This is a genomic window from Cupriavidus sp. P-10, assembly GCF_003402535.2.
GTDB lineage: Bacteria > Pseudomonadota > Gammaproteobacteria > Burkholderiales > Burkholderiaceae > Cupriavidus.
On record NZ_AP025171.1, the window covers coordinates 291,179 to 308,007 of the forward strand.

General features: G+C 68.2%; 18 protein-coding genes. 17 read left to right on the plus strand and 1 reads right to left on the minus strand.

The annotated features are described in order from the left end of the window. Positions 1-18 precede the first annotated feature (18 nt). The 17 genes from CTP10_RS18465 (at position 19) to CTP10_RS18545 (ending at position 15,868) form a co-directional block, all read left to right on the plus strand. Positions 19-432 carry a cupin domain-containing protein gene (locus CTP10_RS18465; protein ID WP_233528080.1) on the plus strand — a complete coding sequence of 138 codons (414 nt, stop codon included), beginning with the start codon at positions 19-21 and terminating at the stop codon, positions 430-432. 16 nt (positions 433-448) lie between these two features. Then, positions 449-1,576, plus strand: coding sequence for an Ldh family oxidoreductase (locus tag CTP10_RS18470; protein ID WP_116318955.1), 1,128 nt, complete (start codon positions 449-451; stop codon positions 1,574-1,576). Positions 1,577-1,578: 2 nt separating this feature from the next. Further along, the gene (locus CTP10_RS18475; RefSeq protein WP_116318838.1) at positions 1,579-1,977 is read left to right on the plus strand and encodes a RidA family protein; all 399 of its coding nucleotides are present in this window, start codon (positions 1,579-1,581) and stop codon (positions 1,975-1,977) included. Positions 1,978-2,002: 25 nt separating this feature from the next. After that, positions 2,003-2,920, plus strand: coding sequence for a fumarylacetoacetate hydrolase family protein (locus CTP10_RS18480; protein ID WP_116318837.1), 918 nt, complete (start codon positions 2,003-2,005; stop codon positions 2,918-2,920). Continuing rightward, positions 2,917-3,672 carry an SDR family NAD(P)-dependent oxidoreductase gene (locus CTP10_RS18485; RefSeq protein WP_116318836.1) on the plus strand — a complete coding sequence of 252 codons (756 nt, stop codon included), beginning with the start codon at positions 2,917-2,919 and terminating at the stop codon, positions 3,670-3,672. The genes CTP10_RS18480 and CTP10_RS18485 overlap by 4 nt, the downstream gene beginning before the upstream one ends. A gap of 22 nt (positions 3,673-3,694) precedes the next feature. Next, the gene (locus tag CTP10_RS18490) at positions 3,695-5,275 is read left to right on the plus strand and encodes an FAD-dependent monooxygenase (RefSeq protein WP_116318835.1); all 1,581 of its coding nucleotides are present in this window, start codon (positions 3,695-3,697) and stop codon (positions 5,273-5,275) included. Beyond that, positions 5,275-5,733: a VOC family protein gene (locus CTP10_RS18495; protein ID WP_158577663.1), complete on the plus strand. Its 459-nt coding sequence runs from the start codon at positions 5,275-5,277 to the stop codon at positions 5,731-5,733. Before CTP10_RS18490 ends, CTP10_RS18495 begins: the two co-directional genes overlap by 1 nt. Then, positions 5,685-6,206 (plus strand): VOC family protein, encoded by a 522-nt coding sequence (locus tag CTP10_RS18500; protein ID WP_158577662.1) that lies wholly within the window; start codon positions 5,685-5,687, stop codon positions 6,204-6,206. Before CTP10_RS18495 ends, CTP10_RS18500 begins: the two co-directional genes overlap by 49 nt. A gap of 33 nt (positions 6,207-6,239) precedes the next feature. Continuing rightward, positions 6,240-7,199: an amidohydrolase family protein gene (locus tag CTP10_RS18505; RefSeq protein WP_158577661.1), complete on the plus strand. Its 960-nt coding sequence runs from the start codon at positions 6,240-6,242 to the stop codon at positions 7,197-7,199. A gap of 21 nt (positions 7,200-7,220) precedes the next feature. Next, positions 7,221-8,558, plus strand: a complete 1,338-nt coding sequence (locus CTP10_RS18510; protein WP_116318832.1) for an MFS transporter — start codon at positions 7,221-7,223, stop codon at positions 8,556-8,558. Between the two features lie 28 nt (positions 8,559-8,586). Continuing rightward, complete coding sequence (locus tag CTP10_RS18515) at positions 8,587-9,108, plus strand: V4R domain-containing protein (protein WP_158577660.1); 522 nt, start codon at positions 8,587-8,589, stop codon at positions 9,106-9,108. Beyond that, positions 9,105-10,442: an aromatic ring-hydroxylating oxygenase subunit alpha gene (locus CTP10_RS18520; RefSeq protein ID WP_116318830.1), complete on the plus strand. Its 1,338-nt coding sequence runs from the start codon at positions 9,105-9,107 to the stop codon at positions 10,440-10,442. The genes CTP10_RS18515 and CTP10_RS18520 overlap by 4 nt, the downstream gene beginning before the upstream one ends. Beyond that, a complete protein-coding gene (locus tag CTP10_RS18525) occupies positions 10,439-11,428 on the plus strand; it encodes a PDR/VanB family oxidoreductase (protein ID WP_116318829.1) in 990 nt (329 codons plus the stop codon). Before CTP10_RS18520 ends, CTP10_RS18525 begins: the two co-directional genes overlap by 4 nt. A 17-nt stretch (positions 11,429-11,445) precedes the next feature. Then, positions 11,446-12,780: an aromatic ring-hydroxylating dioxygenase subunit alpha gene (locus tag CTP10_RS18530; RefSeq protein WP_116318954.1), complete on the plus strand. Its 1,335-nt coding sequence runs from the start codon at positions 11,446-11,448 to the stop codon at positions 12,778-12,780. After that, entirely contained in the window at positions 12,777-13,277 is a 501-nt protein-coding gene (locus CTP10_RS18535) for an aromatic-ring-hydroxylating dioxygenase subunit beta (RefSeq protein WP_116318828.1), read from the plus strand. The genes CTP10_RS18530 and CTP10_RS18535 overlap by 4 nt, the downstream gene beginning before the upstream one ends. 197 nt (positions 13,278-13,474) lie before the next feature. Continuing rightward, positions 13,475-14,614, plus strand: a complete 1,140-nt coding sequence (locus CTP10_RS18540) for a porin (RefSeq protein WP_116318827.1) — start codon at positions 13,475-13,477, stop codon at positions 14,612-14,614. Between the two features lie 174 nt (positions 14,615-14,788). Then, the gene (locus CTP10_RS18545; protein ID WP_116318826.1) at positions 14,789-15,868 is read left to right on the plus strand and encodes an AraC family transcriptional regulator; all 1,080 of its coding nucleotides are present in this window, start codon (positions 14,789-14,791) and stop codon (positions 15,866-15,868) included. Here the strand turns inward: CTP10_RS18545 and CTP10_RS18550 are convergent. Next, positions 15,855-16,826, minus strand: coding sequence for a quinone oxidoreductase family protein (locus CTP10_RS18550; protein WP_116318825.1), 972 nt, complete (start codon positions 16,824-16,826; stop codon positions 15,855-15,857). The genes CTP10_RS18545 and CTP10_RS18550 overlap by 14 nt on opposite strands. Between the last annotated feature and the right edge of the window lie 3 nt (positions 16,827-16,829).

Sequence of the window (16,829 nt, forward strand, 5' to 3'; positions counted from 1 at the left end):
GAAAACGGAGGAAACATCGTGAACCCATCCAGTCCCCAACTGCCGGCGGGCATGCCGGCACTCGAGGAAGTGCTGCTGCAAAGCGCCGACATGCCCTGGCGCCCGAAGTCGCTGTCCGGCCTGTACGAAAAGATGCTGTGGCGCGACGAGGCCTCCGGCGCTTCCATCGCGCTTATCCGCTTCGACAAGGGCGTGTCGATTCCGGAGCCGCATTCCCATGCGTCGAACCAGTTCATGTTCTGCCTGCAGGGCCGCTACGAGTACACGGCCACGCAGGTGGTGCTGACACCAGGCTGCTTCTACTGGAACCCGAAGGGCAACATCCACGGCCCCACGCTGGCGCACGAGGACACCATCGTGGTCGAGATCTACGACGGCCCGCACTATCCGCAGAAGCCGAGCTGGTACACGGATGAGCGCGATGCCCACTGACCGCGCCGGATCCGCGATGCCCACGTCCGTCCCCGCTTCCAGCCATTGCGATGCCGACGCGCACGCGCTGAGCGCGACCGTGAGCGCCATCTTCGAACGGCTCGGCGTGGCCCAGGCAGACGCCGTGCGCGTGGCCGATACGCTTGTCGAGGCCGACATGGAAGGCGTCCCGTCGCATGGCGTCATGCTCGTGCCCATGTATGCGCAGCGCCTGCGCGACGGCTCCGTGACGACCGCGTCGCGGGCAACCGTGGTCAGCGACAACGGCGGCTGCGTGGTGCTCGACGCGGCCAATATGCTGGGGCAGCTGTCGGCGTTCCATGCGGTCGCGCTGGCCCGCGAGCGGGCCGGGACGCATGGCATCGGCGCCGTGGCGGTGCGCAACGCGTTCCACTTCGGCGCCGCTGGCCTGTATGCGCGCGCACTGGCCAGCGACGACTGCATCGGCATCGTGATGTCCAACACCCGCCCGTTGATGCCGGCGCCGGGCGGCGCGCAGCGCGTGGTGGGCAACAATCCGCTCGCCATTGCCTTGCCGGGCGCCGACGACATTCCGGTCGAGCTGGACATGGCCATGAGCGCCAGCGCGATGGGCAAGATCCGGCTCGCCGCGGCCGCCGGCCGCGAGATCCCGGCGGGCTGGGCCACCGATGCGCACGGCCGGCCCACCACCGACGCGGCGGCAGCGCTCGCCGGCATGCTGCTGCCGGCGGCCGGACCCAAGGGCTTCGGCCTCGCGTTCATGGTCGACATGCTGTGCGGCGGACTGTCAGGCGGCGGCACCGGCGAAGCGGTCCAGCCGCTTTATGGCGACAGCGCGAGGCCCTACAACTGCGCGCACTTTTTCCTGGCGATCGACGTGGCGCACTTCGGCGACGCCGGCGCATTCGCGCGCACCGTCAGCCAGGCCGCCGCCGGCGTGCGCAACTCACACCGGGCGCCCGGAACCGAGCGCATCTACAGCCCCGGCGAAATCGGCTGGGCCAAACGCCACGAGCACGGCAGCACGTGCCACGTTGACCGCGCGGTGCTGACGGAGATCGTCGGCGTGGCGCGCGCGCTCCCGGCGGCGATTCCGCCATCCATTGCCAACCTCACGGACCACACGGACCACACGGACCACACGGACCACACGGACAAATAACCATGAAGACCCAGATTCACTCCGACGCACTGCGCCAGCCTAACGGCCATTTCTCGCAGGCCACCGCCATCGAGGCTCGCGGCAAGCTGGTGTTCATCTCCGGCATGACCGCGCGCCGGCCCGACGGCAGCATCGCCGGCATCGGCGACGTGGAAGCGCAGACGCGCCAGGTCTGCGAAAACCTCAAGGCCGCGGTAGAGGCCGCCGGCGGCACGCTGGAGGACATCTGCCGCGTCGATGTGTATGTGCGCAACATCGAGAACTTCGACCGCATCCACAAGATCCGCCGCGAGTATTTCCATGTGCCGTTGCCGGCCTCGACCATGGTGGAGGTCAGCAAGCTGGTCTCGCCGGACTACCTGATCGAGATCAGCGCCATCGCGGTGCTGCCCGACGCCTGAATCCCCCTGTACTGGAATCCCAATCATGCGATTCGCAAGTTTCCTGTACGACCGCCAGCCCCGCATCGGCGTGCTCGAAGGCGAGGAAGTGGCACTGTTACCCATGCCCATGGGGGATCTGCGCGATGTGATCGCGGGTGGTGCGCCCGCGCTCCAAAGCGTCGCCGCCGCGCGGTGCGACGGCAGGCTGCCGCGGCTCGCGCTCAGTGCGCTGCGCCTGCTGCCGCCGCTGCACCGGCTGCGGCGCGACGTGCTCTGCGTTGGCTGGAACTACTGGGACCACTTTCTGGAAGGCGAGGGCAAGCGTGAGGGGCAGGACGTGCCGCGCCCCGAGGCGCCGACGTTCTTCACCAAGAGCCCGCACACGCTGATCGGCCCGCGCGACGACATCGCGTTTGACGCCCGTGTCTCGGCCAGGTGGGACTACGAGGCCGAACTCGCGCTGGTCATCGGCGCCGACGGCCGCAGCATTCCCGCGGCAAGCGCCATGCAGCATGTGTGGGGCTATTGCCTCGCCAACGACATTTCGCAACGCGACCTGCAGCGGCGCCACGGCGGGCAGTGGCTGAAGGGCAAGAGCATCGACGGCACCATGCCGCTGGGTCCGTTCCTGGTGACCGCCGACGAGATCGACCCGAACGAGGTCCGCCTGCAATGCCTGGTCAACGGCGAACTGATGCAGGACGCCTCGGTGTCCCAGATGGCCTTTCCCATTCCTGAACTGATTGCCGAACTCTCGTTCGGCATGACGCTGCAGGCCGGTGACCTCGTCATTACCGGCACGCCGGCCGGCGTCGGCAATGCGCGCGACCCGCAAGTGTTCCTGCGGGCCGGCGACGAGGTGGTCGTGCGCGGCACCGGCCTGGGTGAGTTGGTGAACCGGGTGGTCGATGCCGACCTGTACCAGCAGTCGAGCGTGATGGACATGAGGAGCCGGCCATGAGAGCAACCTTTGATGCAGCCGGAGACGTGATCGTGATCACGGGCGGCGCGAACGGCATCGGGGCAGGGCTGGCGCGGGCCTGCGCGCAGGCCGGGGCCACGGTGGTTGTCTGCGATGTGGACGAGCGCGCCGCGTCGGGGCTGCTGGCGGACGCACCGGGCGTGCAGTTCCGCCGGCTCGACGTGAGCGACCGCGACGCGGTGATGCAGGTCATGCAGGCCATCGAGGCCGAACATGGGCGCATCGACGGCCTGGTCTGCGCCGCGGCGGTGCAGCCGCGCAAGGCCGTGCACGACACCGAGCCGCAGGCGTGGCGCAAGACCCTGGCAGTCAATCTGGACGGCGTGGTGTGGTGCTACCAGGCGGTCGTGCCCGGCATGATCCGCCGCCGGCGCGGCAGCGTGGTGGCGTTTTCGTCGGGACTTGCGCACAGCGGCTGGCCGGAATCCGCGGCCTATGCGTCGAGCAAGGCGGCGCTGGTCGCCTTTGTCAAAAGCGCGGCCAAGGAAGTTGCACAGCACCGGGTGCGGGTGAACCTGATCGCGCCGGGCGTGATCGACACGCCCCAGTACCGCCACGCCAACGCCGGCAACGACGACGCGCACTGGGCCGCCACGCTCGGCGTGGGCCGGCCGGAAGACGTTACGGGGCCGCTGCTGTTCCTGCTGTCCGATGCCGCGACCATGACCGCATCGCTGGTGAGCCGGGACCATGCCTACTCCGCCTGCGAAGCCGCCGGCGCAGCGCAATGAACCCCACCGGAGAGCTACAAGCATGCAACCTGTATTGATCGTGGGAGCCGGGCCGGTCGGCCTGACCACTGCGCTCGGCCTTGCGTATTACGGCATCCCGTTCCTGATCTTCGAGGAAGACGGCAGCCTGTCGCTGGATACCAAGGCCGGCACCATCCTGACCCGCACGCTGGAGGCCTTCCGCCGCTACGGCGTGGCCGATGCCGTGCTGGAGCGCGCGCTGCGCGTGGAAGAGATCGGCGAGATCGAGCGCGAGACCAACGTCGCGCATGCCTCCGTGCGCACGGCGGTCCTGCGCGAGGAAACCCGCTATCCGTTCGTCGTCAACCTGCCACAGCACCACCTTGAGCCCATCCTGCGCGAGGCGGTGGAGCAGGCGCCGCAGGGCCGCCTGCTGATGCAGCACCGGCTGGTGTCGTTCCGTTCCGAAGCCGGCGGCGTGGTGGCCGAGTTCGATACACCGCACGGCCGGCAGTGCTTCGAAGGCAGCTACCTGCTCGCCTGCGATGGCGGCAGGAGCACCGTGCGCGCGCAATGCGGCGTGCCGGTGGACGGCGTGTCGCTCGACGTGCGCTACATGCTGGTGGACCTGAAGGTCGACCTGGATGTGGCCAACCCGCGCGACTATCCCTACCTTGCCTACTTCTCGGATGCGCAGGAATGGATGATCCTGGTGCGGCAGCCACACTGCTGGCGTTTCCTGTATCCGCTTGCCGGCGATGCCGACGAACCGACCGATGAGGCGCTGCGCAGCAAGGTGCTGCGCTTCATCGGCAATGTCGACAAGGTGGAGCTGCTCGGACGGGTGACCTACCGCGTGCATCACCGCATCGCGCGGCAGTGGCGGCGCGAGCGCGTATTCCTGATGGGCGATGCTGCGCACCTGATCACGCCGATGTGGGCGCTTGGGCTGAACACCGGCGTGCTCGATGCCATCAGCCTGCCGTGGCGGCTGGCATGGGTGCTGCGCGGCTGGGCCGACAGCAGCCTGCTCGACGGCTACGAGCGCGAGCAGCGGCCGGTGGCCGCGGATGGCGCCGGCGAAATGGCCGAGGCCGCCCGCCACCACATGGCCATGCAGGGCCAGGACAATCCCGCGGCCGCGGTGCACGAGTGGGGACATGCCTATACGCGCACGCTGCTGGGCGTGCGGCTCGACATCAGCGGCAGCGGCGACTGGTCGATGATCCGCAACGAGGCCGAGCCGCCGCCACTGCGGGTGGGCGAGCGCATTCCCGACTTCTTGCTGCATGGCCCGGCCGGCCGGCCTGTCCGGCTCCACGACCTCGTCGACGACTGCTTCCTGGCGCTGTATTTCGCCGACGTGCGCCGCCAGCCCGGGATTCCGCACAACACATCGCCGGCGCTGCGGCACTTCGTGGTGTCGCGCTGGGATGCGCCGCTCGACTCGGGACTGCGCGACCGCGCGCTGCTCGACGTCGGCAACCATCTGCGCGACCGCCTTGGCGTGCCCGACGGCACGCTGGTGCTGGTCCGCCCCGACGACCACGTTGCCGCCATCGTGCCGATCGCGGCGCAGCGTGCCGAAGACCTCTACGCATCCATCGTCGGCGCGCGCGCGCCACAAGGGAGTTCCACGTGATGACCGGACCCAAAGTGCTTGGCCTGAACGGCTTCGGCCTGGAAGTGCCTGACCTTGCCGCCGCGAAGGCGTTTTACCAGACCTTCGGTCTCGAAGCGGCAGAGGAGTTGCCCGGCACGCTGCGGATGCGCTCGCCCGGCCGCACCAATGACGAGCTGGTGTTGTCGGCCGCAACCGGCAAGCGCCTGCATCACGTCTCGTTCTATTTCGATCCGCTGCAGCGCGAGGCCTTTATCGAGAAGCTGGGCCGTGCCGGGCTGGCCGTGCAGGAGCAGGCGCCGCCGGGCGGCTGCCGTGACGGGCTGTGGTTCCGGGATCCGTGGGGACGTGGATCAACCTGTCCCCGCGCATTCCGGTGGCGATCCGGCAGCTTCATGACGGACGGGACGAAGCCGGCTGGCGCGCGCGCGTGGACGTCGCCGCGTGGCAGCACCTGGAAGGCGGCAGGCCGCCGCTGAAGCTTGGCCATGTGCTGATCTTCACCCCGGAACTGGCCGAGGCCGAGCGGTTCCTGTGCGATGTGCTGGGACTGCGCGTGACCGACCGCGCGGTCGGCAAGGTCAGCTTCCTCGCGGCGGGCGAAGGCGTGATCGACCACCACTGCTTCGGCCTGATCCAGAGTACGCACCGCGGCTTCCAGCACGCCAGCTTCCAGGTCGGGGGCTTTGACGACATCGGCCTGGGCGCCTGGCGCATGCGTCAGGCCGGCTACCGGGACAGTTTCGGGCCGGGCCGCCACGCGCTGGCGTCGAACCTGTTCCAGTACGTGCGCGACCCGTGGGGCAGCTGGGTGGAGTACTACGCCGACATGGACAAGATCAGCGACCGGTGGATCAGCCGGGACTGGTCGGTGCTGCCCTATATCTGGGGGCCGGAATGGTCGCCGGAATTCTGGGGTGGCGAGATGAATGCCAACTGCGAGCCACGGTGAGCCATGGACCATCCTGAGACAACGGAGGGCGCCGTGCAGACGATCGCATTGGACGTTCACGCGCACCTCGTGCCGGTCGACACGCAGGCGCTGCAGGGCCTGGAAGGCGTGGCATGGCGGCTTGCCGATGGCGTGATGGTGGTCGACGGCCAGCCGCTCAAGGTGCCCGACCTGTACCGGCCCGAGCGCCTGCTTGAATGGATGGCCGCCAATGGCGTGCAGCGGGCGCTGGTATCGGTGCCGCCGCCGTTTTACCGCCAGCATCTTGGCGCGTTGCAGGCGGCGACGTGGGCGCGTTACCTGAACGACGGCCTGCTGGCGCTTGCCGCGCGCCACGCCGCGCAGCTCGGCGCACTGCTGCATCTGCCGATGGAGCACGCCGCCATCGCGCTGGAACTGGCCGGGGGCTATGCGCAGGCGCCATGCGCCGGCTTCGCGCTGGCGGCCGGCGGTGCCGATGCGATCGACTACGGCGACCCGGCGCACCGGCCGCTGTGGGAACTGCTGGACCAGCGCGGCGCCTTCGTCTTCCTTCACCCGGGACATTGCGGCGACGGCAGGCTGGCGCGGTGCTACCTGGAAAACCTGCTGGGCAATCCGTACGAGACCGCAGTGGCGGCAACGCAGCTGGTGATGGCCGACATTCCCCGGCAGTACCCGCGCATCCGCTTCTGCCTGGCGCATGCCGGCGGCCTGTTCCCGGCCGCGTGCGGGCGCCTGCAGCGCGGGCTCGACAGCGGCCGCCCCGGCGTGCCGGCGCAGATCGAGCCGCCCTTGCAGGCGGCAAAGCGGTTCTACGCCGATTGCATCGCGCATCAACCGGCCGGGCTGCGCCTGGCCACCGAAGTGTTTGGCGCCTCGCATGTGCTGTTCGGATCGGACTGGCCATTCCCGATGGGGATTCCATCACCCGGTACCGACGACACCGTGCGGGCGTGGCGGGGCGCCGCCATTCCGCAAGACCACGCAGCCACCACTACAGAAACCAACTGAGCAGACAAAGGGGGAGACACCATGAGCACGGAAGAGGCATTGGTTACCACGGACATACCGGCGGCCGCCGACCAGCAGCGCGCGACGCTGCGCAGGAACATCATCACGTCGATCGTCGGCCAGGCGCTCGAATGGTATGACTTCTTTCTGTACGGCACGGCCGCGGCGCTGATTTTCGGCAAGCTGTTCTTTCCGATCGGCACGGACCCGCTGGTCGGCACGCTGGCCGCATTCGGCGGCTTTGCGGTGGGCTTCGTGGCGCGCCCGCTCGGCGGCGTGCTCTGCGGCCACCTGGGCGACCGTTATGGCCGCAAGCTGGTGCTGGTACTGACGCTGATCGTGATGGGCCTGGCGACGACCCTGATGGGACTGTTGCCCACCTACCAGCAGATCGGCATCTGGGCGCCGGTGCTGCTGGTCTCGCTGCGCTTCCTGCAAGGGCTGGCTGCCGGCGGCGAGTGGAGCGGCAGCATCCTGATCATCAGCGAGAATGCGCCGCCGGCGCGGCGCGGTTTCCTGTCCGCATGGAGTCCGAGCGGCGCCACCATCGGCTTCGTGCTGTCGGCGGCGGCGTTCTGGGCCGTGCAGAAGCTGCCGCAGGAAGACTTCATGTCATGGGGCTGGCGCGTGCCGTTCCTCGCGAGCATGGTGCTGGTGGTGGCGGGCTACTACATCCGCAGCCGTATTCCGGAGAGCGCCGAATTCGTCGCGGCCCAGCGCAGCGGCCATGGCGTGCGCATGCCGGTGGTCGAAGTCCTGCTCAAGCAGCCGAAGCAGATCCTGATGGTGGTGGGGCTGCGCCTGGCCGAAGGCGGCGCGTCGTACATCTTCTTCGCCTTCTCGCTGGCATACGGCGCGTACCGCGGCATCCCGAACGGCGTCATGCTGGAAGGGCTGACCATTTCGATGATGATCGTGACGGTCACGGCACTGGCGTACGGACGGCTGTCGGACCGGCTCGGCCGGCGCACCGTGTACATGGCCGGGGCGATCGGTTTGATGCTGGTGGCGTTCCCGTTCTTCTGGCTGATCGACACGCGTGAACCATCGCTGGTGCTGCTGGCCTACGTGCTGGCCGACTCTGTGGTGCTGGCCGCCATGGTCGGCGTGCAGCCGAGCTACATGGCCGAGCTGTTCAAGACCGAGGTGCGGTACTCGGGCATGGGCATCGGCCGCGAGCTGTCGTCGGTGATCGGCGGCGGCGTGGCGCCGATGATCGCGACCGCCCTGCTGGCGAAGTACCACTCGGCGACGCCAGTGGCGATCTACCTGATCCTGCTGGGCCTGGCCACGGTGGTCACGCTGATGTTCACGCCGGAGACGCTGCCGCGCGAAGCACGGGAGGCGAGCCGTGCATAACCGGCCTGCGTCCATGGAGCCACAGTCCATGGCCACCCCGCTGGCGCAGCGCCTGGAGTTCGACACCGTGCGCGGCGAGGTGCGCGACCAGGACCGGCGCTACCTGCTGATGCGCCCCGATGTGCTGATGGGAATGCTGCGCCTGCTCGACGGCGCGGTGCGGCGCGACGTGCTGGCAGCCTTCGCCGAGTCCACGGCAAGGCACGGCAGGCGCAGCATCCTGGCCTATCTTGCCGGGCTTGGCGCGGGGGGCGGGGAGTCGCTGCAGGACCTGATCTGCCAGACCTCGCCCGCGCTCGGCTGGGGCCGCTGGGACTTTGAGCGGCATGGCGAGTGCCTGGTGCTCAATGTCTTCAACAGCCCGTTCGCCGCCGGCTACGGGCCGTCCAGCCAACCGGTGTGCGCGCCGATTGCCGGGATGTTCCGCACGATCGCCGCGATCGTGCTGGAGCGCCCCGTGCAGGTGGAGGAAACCGCGTGCGCCGCCATGGAGGGGCATGCCACGTGCCGCTTCGTGGCCAGGCCCGACGTGCAAGGAGTGTCGTCATGACAGACTACCGGAACGATGCCGGCGCGATCCGCGCGCTGGTGCAGGACGACCGGGTGCATCGGGACGTGTACCTGAGCGAGGCGCTGTTCCAGCTTGAGCGCGAGCGCCTGTTCCTGCGCAGCTGGAACTACGTCGGCCACGAGAGCCAGGTGCCGAATCCCGGTGACTACTACACCACCGACATCGCCGGCCAGCCGCTGATCATGGTGCGCCACGCCGACGGCACCGTGCGCGTGCTGATGAACCGCTGCGCTCACAAGGGGGCCCGGCTGGTGTGCCAGACCCATGGCAACACCGGCAAGTTCTTCCGCTGCCCGTACCATGCCTGGTCGTACCGGACCGACGGAACGCTGCTGGGAGTGCCGCTGAAGCACCAGTACGAGAACACGCGCATGCACGCGTGCGAGACCGGTGCGGGACTGGTGGCGCCGCGGGTGGCGGTGCACCGTGGCTTCGTCTTTGCCTGCCTGTCGGCGCAGGGGCCGGACTTTGCCGACTACTTTGGCGCGGTGCTGCCGGTCCTCGACAACCTGGCGGACCGCTCGCCGCAGGGCGAGCTGCAGGTCACGGGCGGCTGCCTGCGCAGCGTGATGCGCTGCAACTGGAAGATGTACCTGGAGAACGTCAACGATTCGGTGCATCCGGTCTCGACCCACGAATCGGTTTCGGCGACCGCCAGGTCGGTGGACGAGGCCCGGCCCGACGATGCGCCGGTGTCGATGGCGCTGCAGCAGCTGTTGCCGTTCGGGTCGGGCTACGAGTTCTTCGCCAGGACGGGCGCGCGAGTCTATCCGAATGGCCACAGCGTGCTTGGCACCAACGCCAGCATCCACTCCGGCTACACCATCCCGGACGACTACCGCCTGGCGATGACGCAGGCCCATGGCGAAGCGCGGACGCACGAGGTGCTGGGCTTTTCGCCGCAGAACGTCGTCTTCTACCCGTTGCTGGCGCTGAAGGGCTCGCCGCAGACGCTGCGCGTGATCCGCCCGCTCGGCGTCGACCGGACCCTGGTCGAGACCTGGGGACTGGTACCCAGAGGCGCGCCGCAGGAACTCTTGCGGCGCACGCTGACCTACAACCGCCTGACTTTCTCGCCGATGTCGGTGGTGGCGCATGACGACTTGCATATTTTCGAGGGCATCCAGGCTTCGCTGGCCGCGCAGGGCAATCCGTGGGTGAGCCTGCACCGCGAGTACCGGGATGACGAGCAGCTGCAGCCGGTCCAGGACGTGAGCGGCACCAATGAGCTGCTGATGCGCAACCAGTTCCGTGCGTGGGCCGCGCTGATGGCGGCCGAGACGCCGCAGGACGAATGCGGAGGCGAGGCATGACCATCCATGAGATGACGCTCGAACTTGTGGTGGAGGAAGTGATCGCGCTGACCGACACGACCACGGAGTTTCGCCTGCGGGACCCGGCGGGCAAGACCTTGCCACCCTTTTCCGCCGGCGCGCATCTGCGGGTGCAGGTGGCACCCGGCGGCACCGTTGGCTGGCGCCACTACTCGCTGGTCAACGGCGACGGCACGCCCGGGGCCACCGAGGCACCCGGCGCGTATCGGATCGCGGTGCGCCGCGACGACGGCGGGCAGGGCGGGTCGCTGTGGATGCACACGCAGGTGAGGGCCGGCAGCCGGCTGGTGACCAGCGCACCAATCCACGCGTTTGCGCTCGATGCCAGCGCCGAGGACGCCGTGCTGATCGCTGGCGGCATCGGCGTGACGCCCATCGTATCGATGGCCGCGGCTTTGTCGGCGGCCGGGCGTCGCTACAGCATCCACTACAGCGCGCGGCATCCGGACCAGCTCGCCTTTGTCGACGAACTGGCGGTACTGGCGGGCCCGGACCTCAAGCTCTACGCGGACGAGGGCTCGCTGCCGCCGCTGAACCTGGACGCGTTGCTGGCCGGCATGGCGCCGACGCAGCCGATCTACGTCTGCGGCCCCGTGGGCATGATCGACGCGGTGCTGGCGCTGGCATCGGCGCGTGGCTGGGCGCGCGAGGCGGTTCACTTCGAGCTCTTTTCCGCGCCGCCCGCCAGCGCGTCGGACGATGACTTCGAAGTGGAGCTGCGCCAGTCCGGCCAGGTGCTGACCGTGCCGGCGGGCCAGACCATCCTCGACGCCATGCTCGCGGCGGGGCTGGATCCGCTTTACGACTGCAAGCGCGGCGAGTGCGGGGTGTGCCTGACGGCGGTGATCGAGGGCGAGATCGAGCATCGGGACTACTGCCTTTCCGAGGCGCAGCGGTGCGCAGGCGACGTCATGCAGATCTGCGTGTCACGTGCCAAAGGCCGGCGGCTGGTGCTCGATGCATGAACAAGGGAGAGAACAAGATGGGCAATTACCGGGAGGATGCCGGCGCGTTGCGCGCGCTGGTGCAGGACCAGCAGGTGCACCGCGACGTCTACATCGACCAGGAGGTGTTCGCGCTGGAAATGGAGCGGCTTTGGTCGCGGGCGTGGATATATGTGGGACACGACAGCCAGGTGCCGGCGGCAGGTGACTTCGTCACGGCCGATATCGCCGGGCAGCCGGTCATCATGGTGCGGCTGCCGGACGGCGCGGTGAAGGTGTTGCGCAACCGGTGCGCGCACAAGGGCGCGAAGCTGGTCTCGCAGCCCAGCGGCAATGCCGGCCGGTTCTTCCGCTGTCCGTACCACGCATGGACCTACAAGACCGATGGCACGCTGCTGTCGATCCCGCTGCGGCAGGGCTACGCAGGCACCAGCCTGGACGCCTGCCCCGCCGGACAGGGCCTGAGCGGGCTGCGCCACGTGGAGAACTACCGCGGCTTCGTCTTCGCCCGGCTGTCCGATGCGGGCCCTGGCTTCCGCGAATACTTCGGCGAATCGCTGTCCTCCATCGACAACATGGTGGAGCGCGCGCCGGACGGGCAGCTGGAGATCGCGGGCGGCGTGCTGCGCTACACCCACGACTGCAACTGGAAGATGTTCGTCGAGAACCTGAACGACACCATGCACCCGATGGTGGCCCATGAGTCGTCGGCCGGCACGGCCATGGACCTCTGGGCGGACAAGCCGGAGGACGCGCCCAGGCCGATGGTGATCGAGCAACTGGTGCCGTTCACGTCCGGCTACGCGTTTTCCGACGAGATGGGGGTCAGGGTATTCGACAACGGCCATAGTTATACGGGCGTCGGCAGCGTGTCGCTGCACGCCGACTATGCCGGCCTGCCCGAGTACGAGGCGCGCATGTCGGAAAGCTATGGGCCTGAGCGGGCGGCGGAAATCCTCTCCACCGTGCGCCACAACACCATCTTCTACCCGAGCCTGACCATCAAGGGGGCGATCCAGGCGATCCGCGTGGTCCGGCCTGTAGCGGTGGACCGGACGGTGGTCGAGTCATGGACGTTCCGGCCCAGGGGCGCGCCGGAAGACCTGCTGCGGCGCACGCTGGTGTACACGCGCCTGATCAACTCGCCGATGTCGGTGGTTGGCCACGACGACCTGCACGCCTATCGCTCGATGCAGGAGGGCCTGCGCGCCGGCGGCAACGAATGGGTCAGCCTGCACCGCAACTTCGATGCGGCCGAACTCGGCCAGCATGACACCACCGCCAATGGCACCAGCGAGATCTCCATGCGCAACCAGTTCCGCGCGTGGGCCCGCTACATGGCGCCGGAAACCCAGACAGGAGAAACGACATGAGCAAGCTGCCGCAAACCTCGCCGCCGGGCCGGGACGACCTGATCGCGCTGGTCTATGAAGAAGCGCGGCTGATCGACGAGAAGCGCTTCGACGAGTGGCTTGCGCTGTTCGCGCAGGACTGCCTTTACTGGATTCCGCTCGTTCCCGGCCAGCAGGACGGTATCGATCACGCTTCGCTGATGTATGAAGACCGCCTGCTGCTGCAATTGCGCATCGAACGCATGGGCAATCCGCGTGCGTTCTCGCTGCAGCCGGAAAGCCGTTGCCTGCATGTGCTGCAGTGCCCGGAAGTCCTGTCGCTGCGCCATGACGAGAACGCCTGGCGGACGCGCACACGCTACATCTACGTGGAAACGCGCGGCGACGAACAGCAGGTCTACGCCTGCACCGCGGAGCACACGCTGGCATTGGAAGACGGCGTGCTGAAGATCCGACAGAAGCGCGTGAACCTGCTGAACTGCGACGCGGCCCTGCCTTCGGTCCAGTTGTTCATGTAGGGCGCGCTGGCGCGGCTGACGGCGGGTCCTGAGCCGGACTCGCCGTCCTTGCGCCTGCGTCGCCATATCCAGGATGCGGTGAAAGAGAAGTGCTCGCGCGCCGGGCACGGGGCGCGCTCGCGCCTGCATTGCCCTGCATTGACGAAAGGGGCAATCGCGCGGACTGCCGTGCTGACAAAAATATGGGGAGACAAGTCATGGGAATCGATATGAAGCGGAGGCTGGCGCTGCTGTGCGCCGGCACCACGTTTGGCCTGAGTGGCGCGGTGCGCGCGCAGGACGCGGTGACGCTGTACGGGCTGCTATCCGTCGGCGTGGCCTATGTCAACAACGAAGGCGGGCACGCGGCCACAAAGATGGTGCCCGGCACGATGCAGAACAACCGGTGGGGCTTGCGCGGCGTCGAGGACCTCGGCGGTGGCGCCAGGGCGCTCTTCGTGCTGGAAGGTGGCTTTGCGCTTGACGACGGCAAGCTGCAACAGGGCGGCCGGCTGTTTGGTCGCCAGGCATTCGTCGGCTTTGGCCATGATGCCTACGGCACGCTCACGTTCGGGCGCCAGTACGATGCGGTCTTCGATACGCTCAATGGCATGTCAGCCCCGGTGGCGGCGGCCGGGCTGGCCGCGCACATCGGCGACAACGACAACGTGTTCGGCAGCTTCCGGAACAACAACGCGATCAAGTACGTCACGCCAGGTTGGGGCGGCCTGCGGGCGGAAGCGGCCTACGCGATGTCCGATTCAGGCAGCGCGGCGAACAACCGCGCATACAGCCTTGGCGCCACCTATGCGAGCGGTCCGCTGAAGCTGGCGGCAGCCTATATGCAGCTGGACCGTCCGGGCCTTGCCGCCAGCAACAACGCGGGTGGCGCGGTGACCGACGACTATGCCGGCGCACCGTTTGTCCTGTTCCACACCAGCCCGCTGTCTGCTGCCGTGGGCGTCGCGCGGCAACGCGTGGGGGGACTTGCCGCCGGCTACAGTGTTGGCGCGGCTCGCGTCAATGCGATGGTGACCACGGCCCGGTACCGCTACCAGGACGGCACGGGCCTGCGGTTGAACAACTATGACGTCAACCTCAGCTACAACCTGACGCCTGCACTGACGCTGGGCGCCGCCTATGTATTCACCGACGGCGATTACAGCGGCGTGGACAGCCGACCGAAATGGCATATGGGCCAGCTCAGCCTTGACTACGCATTCTCCAAACGTACGGACATCTACGTCTTCGGCGTCTACCAGCGCGCCCGGTCGGCGAAAGCCGACATCTACCTGTTCGCACCGTCGGGCAACGACAGGCAGCTGGTGTTTGTCACGGGTATCCGGCACAAGTTCTGAGTGCGCCGGGACCGCCGTGCGGCGTCCCCCGCAGGTCCGCATGCGCCGCCACCCGGTCCCAGGCCTCCGTTTGAGGCATACTGCACGCACCCGCATGCGCGACCCCCGTCGCGCAGCGCCCCCATCGCCTCACACGAACGCCCCGGCGCAGTCCCCGCGCGCCGGGCCCTCGCCATGCAAAACGTCGGAAGACTTGTCCGCAGCGCCAGCCTGAGCGGCTTCATCGAATTGACGGAGTCGCTCGGGCACGATCCGGGCGCCTTGCTGCGCAAGGCCGGGCTGTCCGCGCGGCTGCTCAGGGACCCGCAGGCGCTGATCCCCAGCAAGGCGCTGCGCGAGTTGCTGGAACTCGCCGCCAGCGCCACCGGCACGGAGGATTTTGCGCTGCGGCTGGCGGCGCGCCGTACGTTTTCCAACCTGGGGCCGATCAGCCTGGTGCTGAAGGAGGAGCCGTCGCCGCGGCAGGCGCTCGATGCCTTGTGCCGCTACCTGAAGCTGATCAGCACCTCGCTGGTCATGCGCATCGAAGAGACCGGCCAGACCGTGGTCATCCGCGAAGACCTGCTGCCCGGTCCGGGCCCGGCGACGCGGCAGGCGATGGAGTTGAGCGTGGCCATGATGTTCCGGATCCTGTGCGAGCTGATCGGGCCGCAGTGGCGGCCGCAGCAGGTCTGCTTTACGCACCGGCCGCCGGCGGATATGGCGGCGCACCGTGCCTTCTTCGGCCGCAACCCGATGTTCAACCAGCCATTCAATGGCATGGTCTGCGCCGCGGCCGACCTGGACAAACCGCGCACGCCCGACAATTCCGGCGCCATCCAGCTGGCGCGCGACTATCTTGAGACGTCGCTGCGGCAGCGCGGCGAGGGCATGCGCGAGGCGTGCCGCGAGCTGATCATGGCGCTGCTGCCCGGCGGGCGCTGTACCGCCCAGCAGGTGGCGCGACATCTTCGCGTGGACCGTCGCACGCTGCATCGCCATCTCATCGTCGATGGGCTGACCTTCTCCGCCTTGCTCGACGAGGTCCGTACCGAACTGGTGAAGCGGCACCTGCAAGAGAGCGACCTGCCGCTCGGCGAGATCGCGGGACTGCTGGGATTCTCGACCCAGAGCAGTTTCAGCCACTGGTTCCGCGCCAGCTTTGGCTGCAGCGTCACGCAATGGCGCTCGCAGGTGGCCAGTTCGGGCGACCAGGCGGCAACGGGACGCGCCGGCCCGGGGCGCCGCCGCACGGGAAGCGTCAGTCGGCAATAAGCACGATCTTGCCCATATGCTGGCTGCGTTCGATGTAGGCATAGGCTTCGCCGATCGCATCCATGGGGAAGGTGCGGTCGATCGGCAGGCGCAGCTTGCCTTCGCGGAAGAAGGGCATCAGGTCGCGCGCGCAGGCCTGCACGCATTCAAGGCGTTCGGCCTCGGTGCGCGTGCGGAAGGTGGCGCCCATCAGCTTCAGCCGGTTATGCCACAGCAGGTTGAGATCGACCTGGGCAGTGCTGGAACCACCCAGCCGCGCCAGGTTCACCAGCCGGCCCTTTACCGCCAGGCTCTTGATGTGGTCTTCGAAGACCGTGCCGCCAATGGTATCGATGATGACGTCGACGCCACGCCCGTCGGTGGCTGCCATGATGGCCTCGACCTGCGATTCGCACGACGCATTGACGCCGACATCGACGCCATAGCCTGCCAGCCGCTCCAGCTTGGCCGCCGAGCGCGAGGAAGCGATCACCTTCGCGCCGAGCGCGGAGGCGGCCATCACCGCGGCCATGCCGACCCCGCCCGAGGCGCCGTTGATGAAGACTGTCTCGCCGGCCTTGAGCTCGCCGTTGCTGACCAGCGCGTCATGGGCGGTGATGAACACATTGGGGAATGCGGCTGCGTCGGCCCACGATACCTCCGGCGGCACTGGCATCAGCGCCAGCGGCGCCGCGACCACGTACTGTGCGTGACAGCCACGGCCATGGCCCATCACCCGGTCGCCTTCGCGCCAGCCTTGGACCTGCTCGCCGATGCTGGCGACCTCGCCCGCGAACTCCACGCCGGCCGTCATCGGGGCACCGGTGCGGTGTTCCCGCATGTACTTGATTTCGCCATAGTTGATGCCCGATGCGCGCACCCGCACCAGCACCTCGCCAGGGCCGGGTTGCGGCGTGGGGATATCCTGCACGGCCAGCTGGCCACCTTCCGCGCCCGGTAGTACTCGTACTGCTTTCATGCT